The organism is Streptomyces sp. NPDC041814 (assembly GCF_055590565.1).
Genome location: NZ_JBVJAM010000001.1, coordinates 1,112,267 through 1,137,337, shown reverse-complemented (window position 1 = coordinate 1,137,337; position 25,071 = coordinate 1,112,267). Strand labels below are relative to the sequence as shown.

Sequence of the window (25,071 nt, the reverse complement as noted above, 5' to 3'; positions counted from 1 at the left end):
CGGTGTCCAGACAGCGCCTCGCCCTCGCCGCCCTCCCCGTAGTCGCCCTCCTCGGCGCAGCCGCCTTCGCGCCGCTGCCGTTCACGCTGGCGCAGCCCGGGACGACCGCGGACGTGCTCGGGGACGACCAGGGCACCCCCGTGATCAGCATCGAGGGCACGCCCACCCGCCCCACCAAGGGCGAGCTTCGGATGACGACGATCGTGGCGACGGGCCCGAAGACGGACGTCGGCATCGGGGACGTCGTGGACAGCTGGTTCCGTACGGACCGGGCCGTGCTGCCCCGCGACTCCGTCTATCCGACGGGCGGCTCCGAGAAGGAGATCGAGAAGCACAACCTGGACGACATGACGAAGTCCCAGGACGCCGCCGTCGACGCCGCCCTGAACTACCTGGACCGCAAGCCCGGCTCGGTCGACGTCACCCTGCACCTGGCGGACGTCGGCGGCCCCAGCGCCGGGCTGTTCTTCGCGCTCGGCATCGTGGACAAGCTGGACGGCGACGGCTCGGGCGGCGACCTCACCGGCGGCCGCACCATCGCGGGCACGGGCACCATCGACGCGGACGGCAAGGTCGGCGCGGTCGGCGGGGTCTCGCTCAAGACGCAGGCCGCCCGGCGGGACGGGGCGACCGTCTTCCTCGTACCGAAGGCGGAGTGCTCCGAGGCGAAGTCCGAGCTGCCGAAGGGCCTGCGCCTGATCCCGGTCACCACGCTGAAGGACGCCGTGAACTCGCTGCGGGCCCTGGACCACGGCGGGCGCATCCCCAGCTGCTGACCCGGCGGGGCCGTCAGCCCTCCTTGATGAACCCCTCCTCGATCAGCCAGTCCTTCGCCACCTCGTGCGGGTCCTGCCCGTCGACGTCCACCCGGGCGTTCAGCACCTGGGCGACCTCCGTGTTCAGCCGTTTGCTGAGCGGATCGAGGAGGCCCGCGATCTCCGGGTACCTCTCCAGCGTCGGGGTGTGGACGACGGGCGCCGCGTTGTAGTTGGGGAAGAAGTGCTTGTCGTCCTCCAGCACCTCCAGGTTCATCGCCTTGATCCGCCCGTCCGTGGTGAAGACCTCGCCGAGCAGGCAGGAGTCGGACTTGGAGACCTGGGTGTAGATGATCCCGGCGTCCATCTTCTTGATGTTGGACGCCGGCAGGGACATCCCGTACGCCTTCTCCATGCCGGGCAGCCCGTCGTCGCGGGAGGCGAACTCGTTCTCGACGCACACCGTCACCGCCGACGGGTTCTTCTTCGCCAGGGCGGCGACGTCGGAGAGCGTCTTCAGGTGGTACTTGGCGTTGTTCCTGGCGCTGATGGCCAGCGCGTACGTGTTGTTGAGGGTGGACGGCCGGAGCCAGGTCACCCCGTTCTTCAGGTCCGCGTCGCGCACCGCCTTCCACTGCTCCATCGGGTCCTTGATCGGCTTGGCGTGCCCGAGGTACGTGATCCAGCCGGTGCCCGTGTACTCGTACTCGGCGTCCGCGTCGCCCTGGATGACCGCCTCGCGGGCGCTGATCGAGCTCGGCAGGTTCGTCCGGTCCAGGACCTCCGCCCCGGCCGCCTTGAAGATCAGCCCGATCATCTGGCCCAGGATGATGTTCTCGCTGAAGTTCTTCGAGGTGACGGTCAGCGACGCGCCGTCCAGCGGCTGCCCCTGCCCGACCGACCCGGGCACCACGTCGTCCACCATCGGCGACCCGCTCTTCAGCCCGCACCCGGCCAGCACCAGGGACAGCGCCGCCCCTGCCGCGAGCGTCCCACGCGTCCGCGTCCTCATCGCCCCACCTCCAGTCCGCGCGGGGTCAGCGCCACCTCGGCCAGCGAGGCCAGCCAGTCCACCAGCAGCGCCAGCACCACCGTCAGGACCGAGCCCAGGACCAGGACCGGCATGCGCTGGGTCTGGATGCCCGAGGTGATCAGGTCACCGAGCCCGCCGCCGCCCCCGAAGGTCGCCAGGGTCGCCGTGCCCACGTTCAGTACGAGCGCGGTCCGGACCCCGGCGAGGATCAGCGGCACGGCGAGGGGCAGCTCGACCCGGGTCAGCGTGCCCATGGCCGACATCCCGATGCCGCGCGCGGCCTCCACCATGTTCGGCTCGATCGCCTTGAGACCGGCGACCGTGTTGGACAGCACCGGCAGCACCGCGTAGATCACCATGCCGGTGATCGCGGTCGAGGGGCCGATGCCGAGCCAGATCACCAGCAGCGCCAGCAGACCGATCGCCGGGGTCGCCTGCCCGATGTTGGCGATCGCCGTCACCACGGGGGCCGCCCTGCTCAGCCCGCGCCGGGTCAGCGCGATGCCCAGCGGAATGGCGATGATCAGCACCCAGAAGGTGGAGATCGCGGTCAGCTTCACGTGCTGCCACCAGCGCACCTCGACGGTGTCACCGGCGATCGAGTTCTCCGCGATCGAGTCCAGGTGCACGTTCTCGATCCAGACGTACGTGAGGACGAGGACGACCGCGAGGACCGCCGGGAGGACCACCAGCTTCCGCCAGGTGATCCGCCGCGCCGGCTTCGTCGCCCGCGGGGCGGGCTGCTGTTCCGCCTCCGCGTCCGCCTCCTCGTCGCGGAAGGCATGCCCCTTCACATCGTGCTCGCCCGGCGGCCGTGCGCGGGAGGAGCCGGAGGGGGAGTCGGGGGTCATGCGCCCGCACCGCCCTCCAGCTCCTCGGCGGTCTGGTGGACGCGCAGCTCCTCCAGGTCGTGCTGGTGCTCGATGGCGGCCAGCCGGTCCGCCTCCAGGAGCTCGTGCACCGAGTTCATCAGGGTGTGCATGTCCACGACCCCGGTGAACTCACCGCGCCGCCCGGTCACCGCGACCCGCCCGCCGCTGTCGGTGAGCACGGCCTCCAGCGCGTCGTGCAGGGTCGCGTCCCGGGTGACCGTGTCGTGGACCAGCTGCCCGGCGCGCGCCAGGGAGCCCCGCGCCCGCATCAGGTCGCCGCGCCGCAGCCACTTGTACGGGCGGCCCCGGCGGTCCAGCATCAGCAGCTCGTTGTGCGAGCCGCTGCGCAGCTTGTTGAAGATCGACTGGAGCGGGTCGTCCACGGTCACGGTCGGGAAGTCCGCGATCTCCACCTCCCGGACCCGGGTCAGGTTGAGCCGCTTCAGCGCCGCGCCCGCGCCGACGAATCCGGAGACGAAGTCGTCGGTCGGGTTGGTGAGGATGGCCTCCGGTGTGTCGAACTGCGCGATGTGCGAGCGCTCGCGCAGCACGGCGATCCGGTCGCCCAGCTTGATCGCCTCGTCGAAGTCGTGGGTGACGAAGACGATCGTCTTGTGCAGCTCGTGCTGGAGCCGGATCAGCTCGTCCTGGAGGTGGTCGCGGGTGATCGGGTCGACCGCGCCGAACGGCTCGTCCATCAGCAGCACCGGCGGGTCGGCGGCCAGGGCCCGGGCCACGCCCACGCGCTGCTGCTGCCCGCCGGAGAGCGCGCGCGGATAACGGCCGTGGAACTCGCGGGGGTCGAGCCCGACCAGGTCGAGCATCTCCTCCACCCGGTCCTTCACCCGGGACTTGGACCAGCCCACCATCTTCGGGACCAGGGCGATGTTCTCGGCGACCGTCATGTGCGGGAAGAGCCCGGACGACTGGATCGCGTAACCGATCTTCCGGCGCAGCTTCACCGGGTCGATGTCGGTGACGTCCTCGTCGTCGATCCGGATGCGGCCCGAGGTGGGCTCGATCAGCCGGTTGATCATCTTCAGCGTGGTGGACTTCCCGCAGCCGGACGGGCCCACGAAGATCACGGTCTCGCCGGCCTTGATCTCCATGGAGACGTTCTCCACGGCCGGGTTCGGGTTGCCCGGGTAGCGCTTGGACAGGTTCTCCAACTGGATGGCGGCGCCGGAGGTGGCCACCGGCTCCGGCAGGGTCTGGGTCTCAGACACGGATCCCCCTCGGGATGGTGAGCCGGCCCAGCAGGACGTACGCGGCGTCGAAGAGCAGGGCGAGGATGACGATGCCGAGCGTGCCCGCGAGCACCTGGTTGATCGCGTTGGCGCTGCCCAGCGAGGCGATGCCCCGGAAGATCTCGTTGCCGAGGCCGGGCCCGGAGGCGTACGCGGCGATGGCGGCGATCCCCATCAGCATCTGCGTGGAGACCCGGATGCCGGTCAGGATCGGCGGCCAGGCCAGCGGCAGCTCCACCTTGAACAGCCGCGCGGTCCGCGACATGCCGATGCCCTTGGCCGCGTCGACCAGGGCCGGATCGACGCCGCGCAGGCCCACGATCGCGTTGCGGACGACGGGGAGCAGCCCGTACAGCGTCAGCGTGATCACCGTCGGGGCGACGCCCAGGCCGACCAGTGGGATGAGCAGGCCGATGGCGGCGAGCGACGGGATGGTGAGCACGGTCGCCGTCGAAGTGATCGCCACCGAGGAGCCCCAGCCGCTGCGGTAGCTGACGACTCCGATCAGGACCCCGAGGACGGTGGCGATGACCATGCACTGGAAGACCGCGCTGACGTGCTGGAAGGCGTCGGTGAGCAACTGCTGATGACGGTTGGCCACGTACTCCCAGAAGCTCACCCGTCCTCCTCTGCTCAGTCGGTGTCCCGCGCCGCCTGTTCCACGAGCGGGATGACGCGCAGCGGCACGGGGTTCTCCATCACGATGGCCGTGGAGGCCCGGACAATGCCATCAAATCCGACAACCCGGTCGATCACCCGCTGGAGATCCGCGTTGGAACGGGCCACGAGCCGGCACAGCATGTCCCCGTGCCCGGTGGTGGTGTGCAGTTCGAGGACCTCCGGGACGCCGCTCAAGTGGGCCCGTACGTCGGCGCCTTGGCCCTGTTTGATCTCCAGCGTCGCGAACGCGGTGACCGGGTAGCCGAGGGCCGCCGGATCGACGTCCGGGCCGAATCCGCGGATGGCGCCATCCGACTGAAGGCGGTCCAGGCGCGCCTGCACCGTCCCGCGCGCCACGCCCAGCCTGCGCGATGCCTCCAGGACACCGATCCTGGGCTCACGCGCGAGCAGCACGATGAGCCGTCCGTCGAGTCGGTCGATCCCCATGTCGGCCTCCGGGTCGGTGTGATGGGCACCATGTACAGATAGTCCGGCCATCATGGCCAACCGCTGTACACATTGACCAGTGATTATGCGAACTGTTGCGCACCTTGCGGAGTGGCGGGAACCTCTGGGCATGACAGAGACGATGCACAGCACCCCCGAGACGTCCCGGCAGGCCGACCCCTTCCCCGTCAAGGGGATGGACGCCGTCGTCTTCGCCGTGGGCAACGCCAAGCAGGCCGCGCACTACTACTCGACCGCCTTCGGCATGAAGCTGGTGGCCTACTCCGGCCCCGAGACCGGCAGCCGCGAGACCGCGAGCTACGTGCTGACCAGCGGCTCCGCCCGCTTCGTCCTCACCTCCGTCGTGAAGGCGTCCTCCGACTGGGGCCACTTCCTGGAGGACCACGTCACCGCGCACGGCGACGGCGTGATCGACCTCGCCATCGAGGTCCCGGACGCCCGCGCGGCGTACGCGTACGCCGTCGAGCACGGGGCCACCGGCATCGAGGAGCCGTACGAGACGAAGGACGAGCACGGCACCGTCGTGCGCGCCGCCATCGCCACCTACGGCAAGACCCGCCACACCCTGGTCGAGCGCTCCGGTTACGACGGCCCGTACCTGCCCGGCTACGTCGCCGCCAACCCGATCGTCGAGCCGCCGGCCAAGCGCTTCTTCCAGGCCATCGACCACTGCGTCGGCAACGTCGAGCTCGGCAGGATGAACGAGTGGGTCGCGTTCTACAACAAGGTGATGGGCTTCACGAACATGAAGGAGTTCGTGGGCGACGACATCGCCACCGAGTACTCCGCGCTCATGTCCAAGGTCGTCGCCGACGGCACGCTCAAGGTCAAGTTCCCGATCAACGAGCCGGCCATCGCGAAGAAGAAGTCTCAGATCGACGAGTACCTGGAGTTCTACGGGGCCGCCGGTGTCCAGCACATGGCGCTCGCCACGAACGACATCGTCGCCTCGGTCAAGGCGATGCGCGCCGCCGGTGTGCAGTTCCTGGACACCCCGGACTCCTACTACGACACGCTCGGTGAGTGGGCCGGGGAGACCCGGGTGCCGGTCGAGACCCTGCGCGAGCTGAAGATCCTCGTGGACCGCGACGAGGACGGCTACCTGCTCCAGATCTTCACCAAGCCGGTCCAGGACCGCCCGACCGTCTTCTTCGAGATGATCGAGCGCCACGGCTCCATGGGCTTCGGCAAGGGCAACTTCAAGGCCCTGTTCGAGGCGATCGAGCGCGAGCAGGAGAAGCGCGGCAACCTCTGACGCGTTCGGACCCGAGCGAGGGGCGGGCCGCTTCCCGGCCCGCCCCTCCGTCCGTACGCCGCCCCGGACGGCCGCTGCTTCGTCAGCGAACGGCCGCCGCCGGTGCCGCTGACGGCTGTACGGGGGCCTGCGCGACGGCCGCCGCGGGCGCCGGACCCCCATCGGGCGCGGGCTGCTGCCCTGGCCCGGGATCCTGCGGTGCGGGGGCCTCGGGTGCGGGAGCCTCGGGTGCGGGAGCCGGGGGCTCGGGGGCCGGGGGCGGCCGCATGTCCGCCGGGCCGCCCGCCGGGGGCTCGCCCAAGGCGTCCAGCGCCTCCCGGGCCAGCGGCGCGTCCAGCGGCGAGAACTTCGGGTTGGTCCGCAGCGCCCCCTCCAACTGGCGGCGCGCCGAGCCGTAGTCGCCCAGCGCGCGCTGCACCATGCCCAGGTGGTACGCGTACGAGGCGTTCTGCCCGCCCGAGTCCACCGCCCGCTGCGCGTACTCCAGCGCCCCGTCCGAGTCGCCCGACCGGTGCAGCGCCCAGCCCAGCGCGTCCGCCACCGCCGGGCTGCGGTGGCCCCGCTGCCACTCGGCCCGCAGCAGCTCCACCGCCGCGTCCGCGTCGCCGTGCGCGGCCTCGAAGCGGCCCAGGAGCAGTGACTCGTCCACGCCCCGCGCCTTGCCCCGCTCCAGGGCCGCCCGCAGCTTCTCGTACTGGCCCACCGAGTCGCCGTCGAGCCCCAGCGACTCGTAGAGCTCGCCCAGTTCGAGGAGATGGTCCGGGCGCGGCGACTTCGCCAGGGCGGCCTGGTAGTCCCGTACGGCCTCGTCGGTGCGTCCGAGGGCCGCCAGCGCGCGGGCCCGCCCGGCGAGCGAGGGCTGGTGGCCCTTCTCGACGCGCAGCGCCGCCCCGTACTGCGCCACGGCCTCCTTCGGCTCGCCCCGCTCCCAGGCCAGGTCGCCCAGCCTGGACAGGCAGGCGGCCTTCTCGGCGGGCGTCTTCGCCCGGTTCGCCGCGTCCTGCGCGGTGGCGAGGGCGTCCTCTCGCCAGCCCCGGTCGCGGTACATCTCGGCGGCCCGGCCGAGAGCCGGGACCCCGGCCCGCAGCTCGGTGAACCGCTCGACCGCCGTGATCGCGGACTTCTGGTCGCCGAGGCCGTTGTAGGCGTCGATCAGCTGCGGGTAGACCGTCCACTCCTTCGGCCGCCGGGCCCGGACCGTCTCACCCCACTTCTTGGCGGTCACGAAGTCGCGGCGGGCGTTGGCCAGGGACGCGAGGCCCACCCAGGCGGCCGTGTTGCCGCTCTCGCCGGGGCGCACGTCCAGCGACCGCTTCAGCGCCTGCTCGGCCCGGGTGTAGTACGCCGGATCGGCGGCCCGCTGCCCCGCCTCCACGTACGCCGACCCGAGCACCGCCCAGGAGTCCGCGTCCGAGGGGTGCGTGCCCACCCACTTCTGCCGGTCCCCGATGAGCGCCGTCAGGTCGGCGAGCGAGGCGGGGGAGCCCGCGGCCGTCGCGGACATCGCGCGCGAGACCGGGCCGGCCACGGGCGGTGCCGCGTCCTTGTCGTCGTCGGGCACCGCGACCACCGCGCCCGTCACCAGGACGGCGCCGGCCACCATGCCGAAGGCGGCCCGGCGCAACGTCGTACGCATCGTGGGGGGTGGCGGTTCGGCCAGGGACGCGGGGTCCGGCGGGGACGCGTCAGGGGCGGGCCAGTCGGTGTCGAAGGAGTACTCGGGCCCGGAGGCCCCCGGGGGCTGCTGAGGCGTGAGATCCATGCCGCTCACTCTGCGTCAGTATGAAGATCACACCGAGCCTTGGGAACGCCGCCGCAGCCGGGTTCACACCAATGGGCCCGGGTGCCACGCTTGGATCATGGACGATCTCCTCGAACAGCTGCGGGCGGGTCTTCCCGCCGATGCCCTGATCACCGACCCGGACGTCACCGCCTCCTACGCCCACGACATGGCGGGCTTCTGCGAGGCGGGCGCCCCCGCCGTCGTCGTGCTCCCGCGCACCGTGGAGCAGGTCCAGCACGTCATGCGCACCGCCACCGCGCTGCGCGTCCCGGTCGTCCCGCAGGGGGCCCGCACGGGCCTGTCGGGCGCCGCCAACGCCACGGACGGCTGCATCGTGCTCTCCCTGGTGAAGATGGACCGCATCCTGGAGATCAACCCCGTCGACCGGGTCGCCGTCGTCGAGCCCGGTGTGATCAACGCCGTGCTGTCCCGGGCGGTGGACGAGCTCGGCCTGTACTACCCGCCGGATCCCTCCAGCTGGGAGATGTGCACCATCGGCGGCAACATCGGCACCGCGTCCGGCGGTCTGTGCTGCGTGAAGTACGGGGTCACCGCCGAATACGTCCTCGGTCTCGACGTCGTCCTCGCGGACGGGCGCCTGCTCACCACCGGCCGCCGCACCGCCAAGGGCGTCGCCGGATACGACCTCACCCGCCTCTTCACCGGCTCCGAGGGCAGCCTCGGGATCGTCGTGAAGGCGGTCCTCGCGCTCAAGCCCCGGCCGCCCCGGCAGCTCGTCCTGGCCGCCGAGTTCGCCGGCACGGCAGGCGCCTGCGACGCGGTCTGCCGGATCATGGAGAGCGGCCACACCCCGTCACTCCTCGAACTGATGGACCGTACGACCGTCCAGGCGGTCAACCGCATGGCGAACATGGGCCTCCCCGAGACCACGGAGGCCCTGCTGCTCGCCGCCTTCGACACCCCGGACCCCGCCTCCGACCTCGCCGCCGTCGCCGCCCTGTGCACCGCCGCCGGTGCCACCGAGGTCGTCCCGGCGGAGGACGCGGCCGAGTCCGAGATGCTGCTCCGGGCCCGGCGGATGTCGCTGACCGCGCTGGAGACCGTCAAGCCCGCGACGATGATCGACGACGTGTGCGTACCGCGCTCGCGGCTCGGCGCGATGCTGGCGGGCACGGCGGAGATCGCCGAGAAGTACGGCCTCACCATCGGCGTCTGCGCCCACGCGGGCGACGGCAACACCCACCCCGTCGTCTGCTTCGACCCCGCCGACGCCGACGAGTCCCGGCGGGCCCGGGAGTCCTTCGACGCGATCATGGAGCTCGGCCTCGCCCTCGGCGGCACGATCACCGGTGAGCACGGGGTGGGCGTGCTGAAGAAGGAGTGGCTGGCCCGCGAACTCGGCGAGACCGGCGTGGAGCTGCACCGGGCCATCAAGCAGGCGTTCGACCCGCTCGGGCTGCTCAACCCGGGCAAGGTGTTCTGACCGGCCCCGGCCCGCGCTCCTCAACCCTCCCCGTCCTGCGACTCGTCCGACGGCCACGGGTCGCTCATCCACAGGTCGTCGGCCGGGAGCGGCGCGAGGAGTTCGGCCAGCCCCTCGTCGATGCCGAGCCGTTCGGTCTCCGTACCCGGCGGCACCACGCGCAGCGTCCGCTCCACCCAGACCGCGACGGCCGCGGACGGCACCTCCAGCAGCGCGTTGCCGTCCGGGGAGGTCAGCGCCACGCAGATGACACTGGCCCCGTCCACCTTGGTGGGCCAGATCCGCACGTCCCCCTGCCCGCACGGCCGGAACACGCCCTCCACCAGCAGGTCCCGGGCGAACGTCCAGTACACCGGCGCGTCCGAGGTGATGTGGAAGGTGATGTGCACCGCGTACGGGTCCTCCGTGCGGTACGTCAGCCTGGCCGGTACGGGGATGCTGCGCTCCGGCGACAGGATCAGCTTGAGCTCCAGCTCGCGTTCCACGACGGTGTGCATGACGGCGTCCTTCCGTTGTCCGGGGCCGGTCCCACGACCGGCCCGCACAGGTGAGAGCGCCTTGCACGCCATCCATTACGCGACTTCCCAGAAAAAGTTCGCGTGACCGGAAAGGGGGTCAAACATCCGGACCGGCCCGGGAGCACGCGCCCGTCTGGTAGATGTGGACCCCTGTATTGAGGCCGCGAAGAGATACGGGACCACGGTGATGAGCGCCCCAACCCCGGCACCCGGTGACGAGAGCCCCCGCGAGGGGTACTACCCCGACCCGTCCATCCCCGGCTATGTCCGCTACTGGAACGGCGGCTCCTGGGTGCCGGGCTCCAGCCGCCCGGCCCCGAAGCCGGGGCCGGCGGAGCCGGCGGTGGTCGAGGAGACCGGGCCGGTGTTCCTGGACGAGGAGGGCCCCGAGGACGGCCGCCCCGAACCCGCCACGGCCTGGCAGGCCGACGCCTCCCACCAGTCCGGCTTCGCCGGTGACCGTGTCTCCTGGGGCGGGGCGGAGGCCCCGGAGCCCCCGGCCCCCGAGGACGCGACGCCCCCCGCGCAGAGGGTTCCGTCCTCAAGCGCCGGACGGGCTGGGTCGCCCGAGGCCGCCACGCCTCCCACGCCAAGGGTTCCGTCCTCAAGCACCGGACGGGCTGGGTTGCCCGAGCCTGACCGGCCGCATCAGCCCGCTCAAGCCCGTCGAGGGGGTACCTCCCATGCCGTTCAAGCCATGGGGGAGATTGAGGACGGAACCGGTGAGCCGGACCCGGCCGAAGGTACGTTGACCCTCCGCACGCGCCCCGCGAATCCCGTGCCGCAAGCACGCCCCGCACCGGCCACACCGTGGAAGCCCCCCGTCAACGACCCCTTCCAGGCGCTCGTCGCGGCGCGGACGTCCGGTCGCCCCGCCTCGCTCGGCAAGCGGTTCGCCGCCCGGCTCATCGACACGGCCGTGCTGGGCGCGCTCACCGCCGTGGCCGCCGTGCCGCTGGCCGGCCGGGCCGTGGACCACATCGACGGGAAGCTCGACGCGGCCAGGCAGACCGGCGAGACGGTCACCGTCTGGCTGCTGGACTCCACCACGGCCGCGCTGGGCGGCGCGCTGCTCGGGGTGTTCCTCGTGCTGGGCGTACTCCTCGACGCGCTGCCGACCGCGAAGTGGGGCCGTACGCTCGGCAAGCAGCTGTGCGGCATCGACGTACGGGACATCGAGTCCCACGAGACCCCCGGCTTCGGCGCCGCGCTGCGCCGCTGGCTGGTGTACGGCGTGCTGGGTGTCCTGGTCGTCGGGATCGCCGACGTGCTGTGGTGCCTGGTGGACCGGCCGTGGCGCCAGTGCTGGCACGACAAGGCGGCGCGCACCTTCGTCGCGGGCTGACACCATCCGCCGAACGCCGTCCCCCGAACGCACCTGAGCCGTTGCGGGGCCCCGGGCCCCGCGATGCACTGCCCCCATGAGCAACGATCAGCCGCCGCCCGGTCAGCCGCCCGAGGACGACCCGTTCAGGAAGCAGCCGCCCGGGGACCAGCCGCCGCCGTCGTCCGGCTCGCCCTACGGCGCACCGCCGCCGCCTCCGCCGTACGATCCGGGGCCCTACGGGGGAGGCGGCCCGTACGGCGGTGCGGACCCGCTGGCGGGGATGCCGCCGCTCGCGGAGCCCGGCAAGCGCATCCTGGCCCGGCTGATCGACTTCCTGATCATCTCGATCCCGCTGTACCTGATCTCGCTGCCGTGGGGCGGCGCGGTCGAGGTGTCGGACAGCAACGGCAACGACGACGTCAGCGATGTCTTCGCCCAGACCTACAGCGGGCATCAGCTGCTCTGGTCACTGATCGGGCTCGTCTGCTACGTCGCGTACGACACGTACTTCACGCACAAGGACGGCCGCACGCTCGGCAAGCGGCTGCTGAAGATGCGGGTCGCCATGCTCAACGACGGCAGGGTGCCGGACACCGGAGCGGCGTTCCTGCGGGCCGTGGTGCTGTGGCTGCCGGCGCTGCTGTGCTGCCCGTGCCTGTGGTGGCTGATCAACATCGTGCTGATGTTCACCGACAAGCCCTACCGGCAGGGGCTCCAGGACAAGGCGGCCAAGACAGTGGTGGTCACCGTCAACTGAGGCTCGACCCGGACGCCGCCCGGACTCAGCGCAGGCTCTGGGCGGAGACCGGCGAGCGGTCCTCGTCGCGGGCGGCGGGCGCGGGGCCACGGTGTGCGGACACCGGGGCGGCCGTCCTCGCCGCCTTCGCCGTGTACCGGCGGGACTTCGCGGGGACGGTGAGGGACACCGCGAGTCCGAGGGCGAGCGCGACGGTGCCGACGGCGGCGATGCCGATGCCCGAACTGGTCCGGAACAGCAGCAACATGGCCAGGGTCGAGAGGACGACGGTGACCGAACCGAAGGAGAGCTGTGCGGCAGTAGGACGCGGCATGGCGTTTTCCGTCCTCGGGACGTCGGATGGGCGGTCTCTCAACACGGTCGCGCTGTCAATCGACTCTATGACGGTGGATGCCCTGGAGGAACGGGTGGTAAGCGTAACCTAACCCACAGTACCGGTGCATGGGGGGCGCACGGAGTCATCTCCCGCGCCCCTGCGGGGGGTTGACGCGCCGGTGGGTCGCGAACGTCTCGTCCGCATAGCGGAATGGTGCTCCTGCATAGTGCACCTGCTCCGTACAAGTCAAGGTCTGTCTTTTCTTCCGTAACTCCGGTCGAATGTCGTCACTTGTGACGCGTTTCCGCGCGCGGCCTCTCCACACTCCCGGGCCGTCGCCGCGGGCGCCGGGGAGGACTGCATCACGTGATCATTAAGAGACGGGCGCTTCGGACCGGAGCGGTTGTCGTGGCCATGGCCGCGACCGCCGCGACCGCATCCGCCTTCGCCACCGCTCAGGCAGATGACCAGGCGTCAGGCACCGCTGCCTCGATCGACCGCCGGGACCCGGGGTCGGCCAAGGGCAACGACCACGACCTGGAGGGCCCGTTCAGCAAGCAGCAGGCCGCTCAGCGCCAGGCTGCCCTGGAACAGGTCATATCCGGCGACAAGAAGGTTTCGTCGCGCGGCGGCTCCAAGGTCGTCAAGCTCGACAGCAACAAGTACGTCGAGCTCGGCCGTGAGAAGACCGACAAGATCTTCACCGTGCTGGTGGAGTTCGGCGACAAGGTCGACGACACGACCATGTACGACCCGGACGGCGCGGGCCCCAAGCCCCCCGTCAAGAAGTACGGCGGCACGCCGGGACCGCTGCACAACCAGATCGCCCAGCCGGACCCGAAGAAGGACAACAGCACCGCCTGGCAGGCCGACTACAACCAGGCGCACTTCCAGGAGCTGTACTTCGGCGAGGGCGCCGGCAAGCACTCCCTGAAGACGTACTACGAGAAGACCTCGTCCGGCCGTTACTCGGTCGACGGTGAGGTCTCCGACTGGGTCAAGGTCCCCTACAACGAGGCGCGCTACGGCTCGAACTACTGCGGTTCGACCAACTGCGCCAACGCCTGGGACATGATCAAGGACGGCGTCAACGCCTGGGCCGCGGACCAGAAGGCCAAGGGCCGCACGCAGGAGCAGATCAAGACGGACCTGGCGCAGTACGACCAGTGGGACCGTTACGACTACGACAACGACGGCAACTTCAACGAGCCCGACGGCTACATCGATCACTTCCAGATCGTGCACGCGGGCGAGGACGAGTCGGCCGGCGGCGGCGTCGAGGGCACCAACGCCATCTGGGCGCACCGCTGGTACGCGTACGGCACCAACGCCGGCGCCACCGGCCCGGCCGACAACAAGGCCGGCGGCACCGAGATCGGCGACACCGGCATCTGGGTCGGCGACTACACCGCGCAGCCCGAGAACGGCGGCCTGGGCGTCTTCGCCCACGAGTACGGCCACGACCTCGGTCTCCCGGACCTCTACGACACGACCAACACCGCCGAGAACTCGGTCGGCTTCTGGTCGCTGATGTCGGCGGGCTCCTGGCTCGGCACCGGCAAGAACAGCATCGGGGACATGCCCGGTGACATGACCGCCTGGGACAAGCTCCAGCTGGGCTGGCTGAACTACGCCGAGGCCAAGGCCGCGACGAAGTCCACCCACAAGCTGGGCGTGTCCGAGTACAACACCAAGGACAAGCAGGCGCTCGTCGTCGAGCTGCCGAAGAAGGCCGTCACCACCGCCGTCACGACGCCCGCCGAGGGCGCCAAGCAGTGGTGGAGCGACATGGGCGACAACCTCAGCAACACGCTGTCGCGCTCCGTCGACCTGACCGGCAAGTCCAAGGCGTCCCTGGACCTCCAGGGCTGGTGGGACATCGAGAAGGACTACGACTACCTCTACACCGAGGTGTCCACCAACGGCGGCACCAGCTGGACCGCGATCGACGGCACCGCCGACGGTCAGCCGATCCCGCGCGACGCCAGTGACAAGCCGGCCCTGACCGACGTCTCCGGCAAGTACCAGAAGCTGTCGTACTCGCTGGACGCCTACGCGGGCCAGAAGATCGACATCCGCTTCCGCTACGCCACCGACGGCGGCGCGGGCGGCGTGGGCTTCGCGGCCGACACCATCTCGGTCACCGCCGACGGCACCGCGCTCTTCACGGACAACGCCGAGGGCGACGACAACGGCTGGACCAGCAAGGGCTTCTCGCGGGTCGGCAAGTCGTTCGAGAAGGACTACCCGCAGTACTACCTCGCGGAGAACCGTCAGTACGTCAGCTACGACCAGACGCTCAAGACGGGCCCGTACAACTTCGGGTTCTCCACGACCCGTCCGGACTGGGTCGAGCACTTCCCGTACCAGAACGGTCTGCTGGTCTGGCTGTGGGACACCTCCCAGAAGGACAACAACGTCTCGCAGCACCCGGGCCAGGGCCTGATCCTGCCGGTGGACGCGCACGCCAAGCCGCTGAAGTGGGCGAACGGCGCGGTCATCCGCAACAAGATCCAGCCCTTCGACGCGCCGTTCAGCTGGTACCCGACGGACGGCTTCACGCTGCACCTGGCCGACCAGGCCGTGAAGATCAAGCCGCAGCTCGGCGTCCCGGCCTTCGACGACCACAAGGGCACCTACTGGTACGCGGAGAACCCGACCGGAAGCGTCAAGGTTCCTGACACCAACACCAAGATCTCGATCGTCAGTGAGCCGCTCAGCGGCGACACGATGACGGTCCAGGTCGGTGCCTCGAAGAAGTAGAACCGCATCACCGCAGGTCACAGCATGATCGGCCGTCGCCCTCTAGCGGGCGGCGGCCGATCGTGTTTAGGTGCCCCTGTTCACTTTCTTATTGACACGATGTCTCACGGGGGAGCTCGTACACATGGCAGGCGGAGGATTCAGCAAATTGCCGAACGGCAGTGTGGTCGTCGCGATCACCCTGCCGGCCCCGGCGGACGGCCCCGGTCCGGGCGCTCCCGTCCGGGTCCTGGTGCACGCGGCGAACCGGCCCCGCGCCCTGACCCGGCTGCGGAACCTGGGCCTGCGCGCCGTCTATCTGCGGGGCAACGCCGAGCCGCCCACGCCGGACGAGATCACCGCCGTCCTGCACCACCCGGACGGCGTCCTGTGGCGCGCGAGACCCGGCTGCGCGCAGGAGCTCTGGCACCCCATCCGCGCCCTGCTGAAGCCCGCACCAGCGGTCCCGGCCGGCCGGGGCTGACCCCGGCCCCGGGGCGCTCAGACGACCGGCTTGCCGGTCAGTGTCACGCCCGCGCCGCGCAGCTCGGCCAGCGCCCGGTCCGTCGTCGCCTCGGCGACACCCGCGGTCAGGTCCAGCAGCACCTGGGTGGCGAAGCCCTCGCGGACGGCGTCCAGCGCGGTCGCGCGCACGCAGTGGTCGGTCGCGATGCCGACCACGTCGACCTCGCGGACGTCCCGCTCGCGCAGCCACTCGGCGAGCCCGGTGCCGTTCTCGTCCAGACCCTCGAAGCCGCTGTACGCCGCCGCGTGGGCGCCCTTGTCGAACACCGTGTCGATGGCCCCGGAGGCGACCGCGGGGGCGAAATTGGGGTGGAAGCCCACGCCCTCCGTACCGGCCACGCAGTGCGGCGGCCAGGAGTGCTCGAAGTCGGGCGCCGACGAGAAGTGGTCCCCGGGATCGATGTGGTGGTCCCGGGTGGCCACCACGTACCGGTAGGCGGGCCGGCTCTCGCCGATCAGGTCGGTGATGGCGGCGGCGACATCGGCACCTCCCGACACGGCGAGGCTCCCGCCCTCACAGAAGTCGTTCTGAACGTCCACGACGATCAAGGCGCGGTGCATGGTGGCTGTCCTTCGGGGAGTGGGGGAGCGGTACGGGGATGGCTTCGAGCCTAGAGTCTCCCCGGAGGCAATCAAGCCCGTCAGGGCCTCGGGTCCCCCGTCACACGTACTCCGTGGGGATGACCGCCTCGCCGCGCGAAAGTTGCATCGCCGACAACGGCAGCCCCGCCCGCGCCGCGATGTGCCGGTCCCGCGCCGCGTCCAGCGGCTCCCGGGCCACCACCTCGCCGCCCCGGACCAGCTCCACCAGCAACTGCCGCTCGGCCAGACCGGCGGGCACCGGCCCGGTGCCGATCACCTCGGCCTCGGCCACGCCCTCCTCGTCCAGCCGGCGCGCCGCCCACTTGCGGCCGCCCTTGGAGGACTTCGCGCCCATCGACTTCTTCGCGACCGGCCGCAGCTCGTCGCCCGGGTCGCCGGACCCCGCGCGGGCGACGAGCTTGTAGACCATCGAGCAGGTGGGGTGCCCGCTGCCCGTGACGAGCTGCGTGCCCACCCCGTACGCGTCCACCGGCGCGGCGGCCAGCGAGGCGATGGCGTATTCGTCCAGGTCCGAGGTCACCACGATCTTCGTCCCGGTGGCGCCCAGCTCGTCCAGCTGCTGGCGTACCCGGTGGGCGACGAGCAGCAGGTCGCCCGAGTCGATGCGTACCGCACCGAGCTCCGGCCCGGCGATCCCGACCGCCGTCCGCACCGCCTCGGCCACGTCGTACGTGTCCACCAGCAGCGTCGTACCGCGCCCCAGCGAGTCCACCTGGGCCTGGAAGGCGTCCCGCTCCGTGTCGTGCAGCAGGGTGAAGGCGTGGGCGCTCGTGCCGACCGTCGGGATGTTGTAGCGGAAGCCGGCCGCCAGGTCGGAGGTGGTGTCGAAACCGCCGATGTACGCGGCACGGGCCGAGGCGACCGCCGACAGCTCGTGCGTACGGCGCGCGCCCATCTCGATCAGCCGCCGCCCGCCCGCCGCCGCCGACATCCGGGAGGCCGCCGCGGCGATGGCCGAGTCGTGGTTGAGGATCGAGAGGATCACCGTCTCCAGGAGCACGCACTCGGCGAACGAGCCCTCCACCCGCAGAATCGGCGAGCCAGGGAAGTACACCTCGCCCTCCGGGTAGCCCCAGATGTCGCCGCCGAACCGGTAGTCCGCCAGGTAGTCCAGCGTCGGCCCGTCCACGATCGCCTGGTCCCGCAGGAAGCCGAGCATCTCCTCGTCGAAGTGGAAGTTCTCCACCGCGTCCAGGACCCGCCCGGTGCCCGCGACGACGCCGTAGCGCCGCCCCTCCGGCAGCCGGCGGGTGAACGCCTCGAAGACCGAGTGCCGTCCGGCCGTCCCGGCCTTCAGCGCGGCCTGCACCATCGTGAGCTCGTACTGGTCGGTGAAGAGCGCTGTCGAGGGCACACCGACCCGTCGCCCAAGGTCCGCAGAGTTCATGCCGGGGATGCTACCCCTATTTCGTCAAAGTGACGAGATGGGGGTGCCGGGGTGGGGCCGTTTGTGCGAGAGGCCCCTGCGGGTGGCAGCATGGGACAGGTGAGCGTCGCCCCTACAGAGATCGAACGTCCCGAATCGGCCGAGGACCACCTCGTCGTCCCCGAGCCCGACGTCCCCTGGGTGACGCTGGTCCACAACGACCCGGTCAACCTCATGAGCTATGTGACCTATGTGTTCCAGGCGTACTTCGGCTACTCCAAGGACAAGGCGCACAAGCTGATGCTGGACGTCCACCAGAAGGGCCGCGCCGTCGTCTCCAGCGGCAGCCGCGAGGAGATGGAACGCGACGTCCAGGCCATGCACGGCTACGGGCTGTGGGCCACGCTCACCCAGGACCGCAACTAGCACGGCCCACCCCGCCCCGCCCGACCATCATCGGAGAGAACCCATGGCCGGCCACTTCGAGGCCACTCCCGGCGGCGGCGCGGCCGTCGCGCTCGACGAGGTGGAGATCGCGATCCTGCGCTCCCTCGCCGTCCAGCTGCTCGAACTCATCGGCCCCGGCGACGAGCCCGCCGAGGGCGATGACCCGCTCGCCGCGCTCTTCGCCGAGGGGCCCAGTGAGCCGCCCAGCGACCCGGCGCTGGCCCGCCTCTTCCCCGAGGCGTACGGCGACGAGGACGACGAACTGCGCGCCGCGTCCGCCGAGTTCCGCCGCTTCACCGAGAACGACCTGCGCACCCGCAAGCGCGAGGACGCGCTCGTGGTCGTCCGGACGCTGGACGCGCTGACCCCCGCCGGTGACAAGGGTGCCGTGCTCACCCTTACCGCCGACGAGTGCCGCAACTGGCTCGGCTCGCTCAACGACCTCCGGCTCACCATCGGCACCCGCCTGGAGGTCGGCGACGAGGAGGAGGACGAGCAGAGTTCGCTCTACCGGCTTCCGGACAGCGACCCCCGAAAGCCCATGGTCATGGCCTATCTCTGGCTCGGGGCGCTCCAGGAAACCCTGGTCGAGACCATGATGCCGTGACACCGGGTGTACGCCCGGTCACCGTGTTCGCTCAACGGACACTCAAATCCGAATAACGATCGCGTCACCTGAACGGTCTTTTTTGCAGCGCCCGTTCCGCCTTGTCCGCTTTTACTTGTGGTGTGCGCCACAGAACGTCCGCCGGATCGCCGTTGCGCCCGTGATAAATCTTCACGACCACCCGGGAACACCACCCACGTTCCCGGGTAGGCGCTATCAGCCGGTAACCACCGGCGGCACTCCATCCGTATCCGGGGGGATCAGGACCTGATCCGCGGCCGAAAGGCGCGGATCGGCGTGGAGAAAGGCGCAACCACATGACATCGGCGCAGATCGACGACAAGGGGCCGGACGGCCCGCACGCCGCGGCCGCGGATGCCACCACGTCCGCCGAGGGCTATCAGAGAGCACTCGGAGCCCGCCAGATCCAGATGATCGCGATCGGCGGCGCCATCGGCACCGGGCTCTTCCTCGGCGCCGGAAAGGCCATCGCCAAGGCCGGACCCAGCCTCATCCTGGCCTACGCCATCGCGGGCCTGGTCATCTTCTTCATCATGCGCGCGCTCGGCGAACTCCTCATGTACCGCCCGGTCTCGGGCTCCTTCTCGGAGTACGCACGCGAATTCATCGGCCCCTTCGCGGGCTTCGTCACCGGCTGGACGTACTGGCTCTTCTGGGTCGTCACCGGAATCACCGAAGTCACCGCGGCCGCCCAGTACATGACGTTCTGGTTCGAGATTCCGCAATGGGTCTCGGCCCTGGTCTTCACCATCATTCTGTACGGCGTGAACCTCATCTCCGTAAAGCTCTTCGGCGAGCTGGAGTTCTGGTTCTCAATGGTCAAGGTCACCGCCATCGTCGGCATGATCCTCATCTGCGCCGGAATCCTCACCCTCGGATTCTCCGACGCCGGGGACACCGCGAGCGTCACCCATCTGTGGTCCGACGGCGGCTTCTTCCCGCACGGCATCAAGGGCACCCTGATGACCCTGCAGATCGTGATGTTCGCCTTCCTCGCCGTCGAACTCGTCGGCGTCACCGCCGGTGAGTCCAAGGACCCCAAGACGGTCCTGCCCAAGGCCATCAACACCGTTCCCTGGCGCATCGCCGTCTTCTACATCGGCGCGCTGATCATGATCCTCTCGGTGGTGCCCTGGACCGAGTTCTCGCCCGGCGTCTCCCCGTTCGTGGAGGCCTTCAAGAAGATGGGCCTCGGCGTCGGCGCCGGGATCGTCAACTTCGTCGTCCTCACCGCCGCGCTCTCCTCCTGCAACTCCGGGATGTACTCCACCGGCCGCATGCTGCGCGACCTCGCGCTCAACGGCCAGGGCCCGAAGTTCTTCACCCGGCTCACCCGCAGCGGCACCCCGCTCATCGGCACCACGTTCTCCGCCGCGCTCATGCTCGTCGGCGTGTGGGTCAACTACCAGTGGCCCGGCGACGCCTTCACCTACGTCGTCTCCTTCGCCACGATCTCCGGCATGTGGGCCTGGATCATGATCCTGGTCAGCCAGATCCGCTACCGCCGCCTCGCCGATCGCGGACTGCTTCCGCAGTCCTCCTTCCGGGCCCCCGGAGCGCCGTACACCAGCGGCTTCGCGCTCGCGTTCATCGCCGTGGTCATCGTCATGATGGGCATCGACAAGGACGCCAGGATCTCGCTCTACTGCGCCCCGCTGTGGGCCCTGCTCCTCGGCGTCTCCTACCTGGTCCTGAAGTCCAGGAACCCGGACGGCAAGGCGTTCGCGGAGCGCGTCAAGCGCTGAGGCGTACGCCCCTGAACAGCTGCGTTTCACGATGCGGGCCCCCACGTACCACTCCTCGGTACGCAGGGGCCCGTCGTCCTATCCTGGGCGCCATGCTGACCATCACCCAGACGCTCTACGACCGGATCGTCGCGCACGCCCGCGCCGACCACCCCGACGAGGCGTGCGGCGTCGTCGCCGGACCCGCCGGCAGCGGCCGCCCCGAGCGCCACATCCCCATGCTGAACGCCGCGCGCTCGCCCACGTTCTACGAGTTCGACTCCGCCGACCTGCTCAAGCTGTACCGCGAGATGGACGACCGCGACGAGGAGCCGGTGATCGTCTACCACTCGCACACGGCGACCGAGGCCTACCCCTCGCGCACCGACGTCACGTACGCCAACGAGCCCGGTGCCCACTACGTGCTGGTCTCCACCGCGGACACGGACGAGGCGGGCCCCTTCCAGTTCCGCTCGTACCGGATCGTGGACGGCGAGATCACCGAGGAGGAGGTCCGGGTCGTGGAGGCGTACCCGGCGGCCTGACCACCCCGGCAGCGGTGCGACAGGGCCGTGCGGGCCCCGGCCCTGTCCGCCCACCGAACGCCAACCATCCACCAGGTGAGATCACACTCCGAATCCCCGACCGGGAATCGATACGATGACCGCATGGTTCCCCATGACGTGAGTGACAAGACGCCGGGCTCGCTGCTCGTGGCGCGCCTGCACGTCGACCTGTGCCGCCTCTCCAGCGCGATCTGTACGAACCACCGGTCCGCCGGCCGCGCGGCCTGAGCGGGCCGCACCCCGGCGCCGCCGACCGGCCGCGCGCCCACGCACCACGTACCGACCCCGCGCGGGGGCAGAGCCGCACGCCCCACGCCCACCGCCACCACTCCGCTTCGACAGGAGCCCACGCCATGGCCATCGAGGTCCGCATCCCGACCATCCTCCGCACCTACACCGACGGCGCCAAGGCCGTCGAGGGCCAGGGGGACACCCTCGCCGACCTCTTCACGGACCTGGAGAGCCGCCACACCGGCATCCGGGAGCGGATCGTGGACGGCGACCAGCTGCGCCGCTTCGTCAACGTCTACCTGAACGACGAGGACGTCCGCTTCCTGGACGGCATCTCCACCAAGCTCAGCGACGGCGACAGCATCACCATCCTCCCGGCCGTCGCCGGCGGCATGAACTGATGCGCTTCGACAGCCCGCTCGCCGCGGTGGGCAACACCCCGCTCGTCCGCCTGCCGCGGCTGTCACCCTCGGACGACGTCCGCATCTGGGCCAAGCTGGAGGACCGCAACCCCACCGGCTCGATCAAGGACCGCCCCGCGCTCCACATGGTCGAGCAGGCGGAGAAGGACGGCCGGCTCACCCCGGGCTGCACGATCCTGGAACCCACCAGCGGCAACACCGGCATCTCGCTCGCGATGGCGGCCAAGCTCAAGGGCTACCGCATCGTGTGCGTGATGCCCGAGAACACCTCCCAGGAGCGGCGCGACCTGCTCGCCATGTGGGGCGCCGAGATCATCTCCTCCCCGGCGGCGGGCGGCTCCAACACCGCCGTCCGCGTCGCCAAGGAACTCTCGGCGGAGCACCCGGACTGGGTGATGCTCTACCAGTACGGCAACCCCGACAACGCGGGCGCCCACTACGCGACGACCGGGCCGGAGATCCTCGCCGACCTCCCGTCGGTGACCCACTTCGTGGCGGGGCTCGGCACGACGGGCACCCTCATGGGCGTCGGCCGCTACCTGCGGGAGCACGTCGAGGGCGTCAGGATCGTGGCCGCCGAGCCGCGCTACGACGACCTCGTCTACGGCCTGCGCAACCTGGACGAGGGCTTCGTCCCCGAGCTGTACGACGCCTCGGTCCTGACCACGCGCTACTCGGTCGGCTCCGCCGACGCGGTGACGCGCACCCGCGAACTCCTCCAGCAGGAGGGAATCTTCGCGGGCATCTCCACGGGGGCGGCGCTGCACGCCGCGATCGGGGTGGGCAACAAGGCGGTGAAGGCCGGGGAGACGGCGGACATCGTGTTCGTCGTGGCCGACGGCGGCTGGAAGTACCTGTCCACGGGCGTGTACACGGCCCCGACCACGGAGGCGGCGATCGCCACACTCCAGGGGCAGCTCTGGGCGTAACCCGCTATCGGGGGCGCTGCCCCCGTACCCCCGCTCCTCAATCGCCGGAGGGGCTTGATTCTGCCCCCGTTGCCGCACACCCGCGGCAACGGGGGCTTTTTCGGCTGAGCCCCGGCGCCACCCGAACCGGTGACAGCGCAGGTGAGTTCCCCCACAACGAGCCACCCCGAAGGAGCGACCCGCTCTTTCGCGCCTTACGCTCAACAAACCGCACCGCGAGAACCGCACGAACCCTCCCCGTTCCCACGTCTCGGAGGTTCACGCTCCATGAAGCTCACCGTCGTCGGCTGCTCCGGCTCGTTCCCCTCCGCGGGATCGGCATGTTCGAGCTACCTCGTAGAGGCCGACGGCTTCCGGCTGCTCCTCGACATGGGCAACGGCGCCCTCGGCGAGCTGCAGCGCCATGTCGGTCTCTACGACCTCGACGCCATCTTCCTCAGCCACCTGCACGCCGACCACTGCATCGACATGTGCGCGTACTTCGTCGTCCGGTACTACCCGCACGGCGGCGACCGCCCCGCCCGCATCCCGGTCTACGGCCCCGAGGGCACCGAGCAGCGGCTCACCACGGCGCACGCGGACACCCCGTCCGAGCACGCGATGAGCGAGGTCTTCGACTTCCACACGCTGAAGCCGGGCTGGTTCGAGATCGGCCCCTTCTCGGTGCGCACGGAGAAGCTCCGGCACCCCGTGGACACGTACGGCATCCGCATCGAGCACGGCGGCTCCTCGCTCACGTACTCCGGTGACACCGGCACCTGCGAGGCCCTGGACGAGCTGGCCGAGGGCACGGACCTCTTCCTGTGCGAGGCGTCCTTCGTGCACGGCAAGGAGGACATCCCGGACCTCCACCTCAACGGCCGCGAGGCGGGCGAACTGGCGGCCCGGGCGGGCGTCGGCCGCCTGGTGCTCACGCACATCCCGCCGTGGACCGACGCCGAACGCAACCTCTCCGACGCCCGCGACGTCTTCACCGGCCCGACGGAACTCGCGGCGCCGGGCGCGGTGTACGAACTCTGAGCGGTGCGCCCGTACGCGTACGGCGTGCGGGTACGACGAAGCCCTCACCTTCCGCCGGGAAGGTGAGGGCTTCGAGCTGTCGGGCCGGACCTACTTGGTCAGGTCCTCGACCTCCTCCTCGGGCTCACGGCCCGGGGTGGTGAGGTTGAACTTGACGATCGCGAAGCGGAAGGTCACGTAGTAGATCACCGCGAACACCAGACCGATCGGGATGATCATCCATGGCTTCGTGGCATGGGTCCAGTTCAGCGCGTAGTCGATGAACCCGGCCGAGAAGTTGAAGCCCGCGTGGACGCCCAGGCCCCAGGTGATGGCCATCGAAGCGGCGGTCAGCACGGCGTGGAGCACGTACAGGACCGGCGCGATGAACATGAACGAGAACTCGATCGGCTCGGTCACACCGGTGACGAACGAGGTCAGGGCCAGGGAGACCATCATGCCCATGACGGCCTTGCGGCGCTCGGGGCGGGCGGTGTGCGCGATGGCGATCGCGGCGGCCGGCAGACCGAACATCATGATCGGGAAGAAGCCGGACTGGAACATGCCGGCGGTCGGGTCGTCGTTCAGGAAGCGCGGGATGTCACCGTGGATGACCTCGCCGGCGGCGTTGGTGAAGTCACCGAGCTGGAACCAGGCGACCGTGTTGACGAACTGGTGCATGCCGATCGGGATCAGCGCGCGGTTGATCCCGCCGAACAGCGCGGCGCCGCCGGAGCCGAGACCGGTCATCCACTCGCCGAAGTTGGATATGCCGTCACCGATCGGTTCCCAGATCAGACCGAAGAAGACACCGACGATGACGCCGACGAAGGCCATGATGATCGGGACCAGGCGGCGGCCGTTGAAGAAGCCGAGCCAGTCGACCAGCTTCTTGCGGTGGTACCGCTGCCACAGGACCGCGGCGAGCAGCCCCACGATGATGCCGCCGAAGACGCCGGGATCGTTGTACGTCGCAGCGACGTCGACACCCTTGTTGGCGGTCGTGTTGACCACCGCGTCGGTGACCGGGAACGCCTGGAGGACCTTGCTGTAGACCAGGAAGCCCACGAGGGCGGCGAGAGCGGTCGAGCCGTCCGACTTCTTCGCGAACCCGATGGCGACGCCCACGCAGAACAGGAGCGGCAGGGCGCCGGTGATCGAGCCGCCGGCCTTGTCGAAGACGGATGCGACCTTGTCCCACCCGAGCCCGTCGGCGCCGAACACGTCCGGCTGGCCCAGTCGGACCATGAGACCGGCGGCGGGCAGCACCGCGATCGGCAGCTGCAGGCTGCGACCCACCTTCTGCAGGCCCTGGAACAGGCCGGAGCCCCGCTTCTTCGCGGGGGCCGCCGTAGCGGTGGCCGTACTCATCAACTTCCTCCAGTAAGCAAGGCGTCGCCGGGGACAGGGGGGTTTGGGTGGGCGACGACTCGAGAAACGTGAGGCTCGGGGCT

At 70.2% G+C, this 25,071-nt stretch carries 27 protein-coding genes and 1 pseudogene; 16 read left to right on the top strand and 12 right to left on the bottom strand.

The window, feature by feature from the left end; genetic code table 11:
• Positions 1 to 2 precede the first annotated feature (2 nt).
• Positions 3 to 776: a YlbL family protein gene (locus ACZ6C6_RS05145; RefSeq protein WP_469199140.1), complete on the top strand. Its 774-nt coding sequence runs from the start codon at positions 3 to 5 to the stop codon at positions 774 to 776.
• A 13-nt stretch (positions 777 to 789) separates the two neighbouring features.
• On the opposite strand, the gene ACZ6C6_RS05140 is transcribed toward ACZ6C6_RS05145, so the two are convergent.
• Genes ACZ6C6_RS05140 through ACZ6C6_RS05120 form a run of 5 tightly spaced genes read right to left on the bottom strand, consistent with a single transcriptional unit; the run spans position 790 to position 5,014 of the window.
• Positions 790 to 1,767, bottom strand: coding sequence for a glycine betaine ABC transporter substrate-binding protein (locus ACZ6C6_RS05140; RefSeq protein WP_469199138.1), 978 nt, complete (start codon positions 1,765 to 1,767; stop codon positions 790 to 792).
• A complete protein-coding gene (locus ACZ6C6_RS05135; RefSeq protein ID WP_469199136.1) occupies positions 1,764 to 2,639 on the bottom strand; it encodes an ABC transporter permease in 876 nt (291 codons plus the stop codon). Before ACZ6C6_RS05135 ends, ACZ6C6_RS05140 begins: the two co-directional genes overlap by 4 nt.
• Positions 2,636 to 3,886, bottom strand: coding sequence for a betaine/proline/choline family ABC transporter ATP-binding protein (locus ACZ6C6_RS05130; RefSeq protein WP_469199134.1), 1,251 nt, complete (start codon positions 3,884 to 3,886; stop codon positions 2,636 to 2,638). The genes ACZ6C6_RS05135 and ACZ6C6_RS05130 overlap by 4 nt, the downstream gene beginning before the upstream one ends.
• Positions 3,879 to 4,526: an ABC transporter permease gene (locus ACZ6C6_RS05125; RefSeq protein WP_018100766.1), complete on the bottom strand. Its 648-nt coding sequence runs from the start codon at positions 4,524 to 4,526 to the stop codon at positions 3,879 to 3,881. Before ACZ6C6_RS05125 ends, ACZ6C6_RS05130 begins: the two co-directional genes overlap by 8 nt.
• 14 nt (positions 4,527 to 4,540) lie before the next feature.
• On the bottom strand, positions 4,541 to 5,014 hold the full coding sequence (locus tag ACZ6C6_RS05120; RefSeq protein ID WP_469199132.1) for an Lrp/AsnC family transcriptional regulator: 474 nt from the start codon (positions 5,012 to 5,014) through the stop codon (positions 4,541 to 4,543).
• Positions 5,015 to 5,144: 130 nt separating this feature from the next.
• Between ACZ6C6_RS05120 and hppD the strand changes: the two genes are divergently transcribed.
• Complete coding sequence (hppD, locus tag ACZ6C6_RS05115) at positions 5,145 to 6,290, top strand: 4-hydroxyphenylpyruvate dioxygenase (RefSeq protein WP_161210500.1); 1,146 nt, start codon at positions 5,145 to 5,147, stop codon at positions 6,288 to 6,290.
• 82 nt (positions 6,291 to 6,372) lie between these two features.
• Here the strand turns inward: hppD and ACZ6C6_RS05110 are convergent, their stop codons facing one another.
• Complete coding sequence (locus tag ACZ6C6_RS05110) at positions 6,373 to 8,052, bottom strand: tetratricopeptide repeat protein (protein ID WP_469199130.1); 1,680 nt, start codon at positions 8,050 to 8,052, stop codon at positions 6,373 to 6,375.
• A 97-nt stretch (positions 8,053 to 8,149) separates the two neighbouring features.
• Between ACZ6C6_RS05110 and ACZ6C6_RS05105 the strand changes: the two genes are divergently transcribed.
• Positions 8,150 to 9,517, top strand: coding sequence for an FAD-binding oxidoreductase (locus ACZ6C6_RS05105; RefSeq protein WP_469199128.1), 1,368 nt, complete (start codon positions 8,150 to 8,152; stop codon positions 9,515 to 9,517).
• A gap of 20 nt (positions 9,518 to 9,537) precedes the next feature.
• Here ACZ6C6_RS05105 and ACZ6C6_RS05100 read toward each other — a convergent pair whose 3' ends face one another.
• Positions 9,538 to 10,014 carry an SsgA family sporulation/cell division regulator gene (locus ACZ6C6_RS05100; protein WP_469199126.1) on the bottom strand — a complete coding sequence of 159 codons (477 nt, stop codon included), beginning with the start codon at positions 10,012 to 10,014 and terminating at the stop codon, positions 9,538 to 9,540.
• A 208-nt stretch (positions 10,015 to 10,222) separates the two neighbouring features.
• On the opposite strand from ACZ6C6_RS05100, the pseudogene ACZ6C6_RS05095 reads away from it, so the two are divergent.
• Positions 10,223 to 10,318: pseudogene (locus ACZ6C6_RS05095) on the top strand (DUF2510 domain-containing protein); the annotation flags it as partial.
• Here ACZ6C6_RS05095 and ACZ6C6_RS05090 read toward each other — a convergent pair.
• Complete coding sequence (locus ACZ6C6_RS05090) at positions 10,306 to 10,623, bottom strand: hypothetical protein (protein ID WP_469199364.1); 318 nt, start codon at positions 10,621 to 10,623, stop codon at positions 10,306 to 10,308. The pseudogene ACZ6C6_RS05095 and the gene ACZ6C6_RS05090 sit on opposite strands and share 13 nt — an antisense overlap.
• A 190-nt stretch (positions 10,624 to 10,813) precedes the next feature.
• Here ACZ6C6_RS05090 and ACZ6C6_RS05085 point away from each other — a divergent pair, with 190 nt between their 5' ends.
• Complete coding sequence (locus ACZ6C6_RS05085; protein ID WP_469199350.1) at positions 10,814 to 11,380, top strand: RDD family protein; 567 nt, start codon at positions 10,814 to 10,816, stop codon at positions 11,378 to 11,380.
• Between the two features lie 76 nt (positions 11,381 to 11,456).
• Positions 11,457 to 12,119, top strand: a complete 663-nt coding sequence (locus ACZ6C6_RS05080) for an RDD family protein (protein WP_469199124.1) — start codon at positions 11,457 to 11,459, stop codon at positions 12,117 to 12,119.
• Between the two features lie 25 nt (positions 12,120 to 12,144).
• Here the strand turns inward: ACZ6C6_RS05080 and ACZ6C6_RS05075 are convergent, their stop codons facing one another.
• Positions 12,145 to 12,432: a hypothetical protein gene (locus ACZ6C6_RS05075; RefSeq protein ID WP_469199122.1), complete on the bottom strand. Its 288-nt coding sequence runs from the start codon at positions 12,430 to 12,432 to the stop codon at positions 12,145 to 12,147.
• Positions 12,433 to 12,801: 369 nt separating this feature from the next.
• Here ACZ6C6_RS05075 and ACZ6C6_RS05070 point away from each other — a divergent pair, with 369 nt between their 5' ends.
• Both ACZ6C6_RS05070 and ACZ6C6_RS05065 read left to right on the top strand, forming a co-directional pair.
• A complete protein-coding gene (locus ACZ6C6_RS05070; RefSeq protein WP_469199120.1) occupies positions 12,802 to 15,198 on the top strand; it encodes an immune inhibitor A domain-containing protein in 2,397 nt (798 codons plus the stop codon).
• A gap of 124 nt (positions 15,199 to 15,322) precedes the next feature.
• Positions 15,323 to 15,661: a hypothetical protein gene (locus ACZ6C6_RS05065; RefSeq protein ID WP_469199118.1), complete on the top strand. Its 339-nt coding sequence runs from the start codon at positions 15,323 to 15,325 to the stop codon at positions 15,659 to 15,661.
• A 17-nt stretch (positions 15,662 to 15,678) separates the two neighbouring features.
• On the opposite strand, the gene ACZ6C6_RS05060 is transcribed toward ACZ6C6_RS05065, so the two are convergent.
• Together ACZ6C6_RS05060 and ACZ6C6_RS05055 are read right to left on the bottom strand one after the other, a co-directional pair.
• Positions 15,679 to 16,263, bottom strand: coding sequence for a nicotinamidase (locus ACZ6C6_RS05060; protein WP_469199116.1), 585 nt, complete (start codon positions 16,261 to 16,263; stop codon positions 15,679 to 15,681).
• Between the two features lie 100 nt (positions 16,264 to 16,363).
• Complete coding sequence (locus ACZ6C6_RS05055) at positions 16,364 to 17,692, bottom strand: nicotinate phosphoribosyltransferase (RefSeq protein ID WP_469199114.1); 1,329 nt, start codon at positions 17,690 to 17,692, stop codon at positions 16,364 to 16,366.
• Between the two features lie 90 nt (positions 17,693 to 17,782).
• Between ACZ6C6_RS05055 and clpS the strand changes: the two genes are divergently transcribed.
• From clpS to ACZ6C6_RS05015, 8 genes are all read left to right on the top strand, one after another.
• Complete coding sequence (clpS, locus tag ACZ6C6_RS05050) at positions 17,783 to 18,097, top strand: ATP-dependent Clp protease adapter ClpS (RefSeq protein ID WP_073964985.1); 315 nt, start codon at positions 17,783 to 17,785, stop codon at positions 18,095 to 18,097.
• A gap of 43 nt (positions 18,098 to 18,140) precedes the next feature.
• A complete protein-coding gene (locus ACZ6C6_RS05045; protein ID WP_469199112.1) occupies positions 18,141 to 18,725 on the top strand; it encodes a DUF2017 domain-containing protein in 585 nt (194 codons plus the stop codon).
• A gap of 317 nt (positions 18,726 to 19,042) precedes the next feature.
• The gene (locus tag ACZ6C6_RS05040; protein WP_469199110.1) at positions 19,043 to 20,491 is read left to right on the top strand and encodes an amino acid permease; all 1,449 of its coding nucleotides are present in this window, start codon (positions 19,043 to 19,045) and stop codon (positions 20,489 to 20,491) included.
• A gap of 92 nt (positions 20,492 to 20,583) precedes the next feature.
• On the top strand, positions 20,584 to 21,015 hold the full coding sequence (locus ACZ6C6_RS05035; protein ID WP_469199108.1) for a M67 family metallopeptidase: 432 nt from the start codon (positions 20,584 to 20,586) through the stop codon (positions 21,013 to 21,015).
• Between the two features lie 123 nt (positions 21,016 to 21,138).
• On the top strand, positions 21,139 to 21,264 hold the full coding sequence (locus ACZ6C6_RS05030) for a putative leader peptide (protein ID WP_265547502.1): 126 nt from the start codon (positions 21,139 to 21,141) through the stop codon (positions 21,262 to 21,264).
• Between the two features lie 125 nt (positions 21,265 to 21,389).
• Positions 21,390 to 21,668: a MoaD/ThiS family protein gene (locus ACZ6C6_RS05025; protein WP_018105612.1), complete on the top strand. Its 279-nt coding sequence runs from the start codon at positions 21,390 to 21,392 to the stop codon at positions 21,666 to 21,668.
• Positions 21,668 to 22,618, top strand: coding sequence for a PLP-dependent cysteine synthase family protein (locus ACZ6C6_RS05020; RefSeq protein WP_469199104.1), 951 nt, complete (start codon positions 21,668 to 21,670; stop codon positions 22,616 to 22,618). The genes ACZ6C6_RS05025 and ACZ6C6_RS05020 overlap by 1 nt, the downstream gene beginning before the upstream one ends.
• 267 nt (positions 22,619 to 22,885) lie before the next feature.
• On the top strand, positions 22,886 to 23,638 hold the full coding sequence (locus ACZ6C6_RS05015) for an MBL fold metallo-hydrolase (protein ID WP_469199102.1): 753 nt from the start codon (positions 22,886 to 22,888) through the stop codon (positions 23,636 to 23,638).
• Positions 23,639 to 23,728: 90 nt separating this feature from the next.
• On the opposite strand, the gene ACZ6C6_RS05010 is transcribed toward ACZ6C6_RS05015, so the two are convergent.
• Entirely contained in the window at positions 23,729 to 24,988 is a 1,260-nt protein-coding gene (locus ACZ6C6_RS05010) for a PTS transporter subunit EIIC (protein WP_469199100.1), read from the bottom strand.
• Positions 24,989 to 25,071 lie beyond the last annotated feature (83 nt).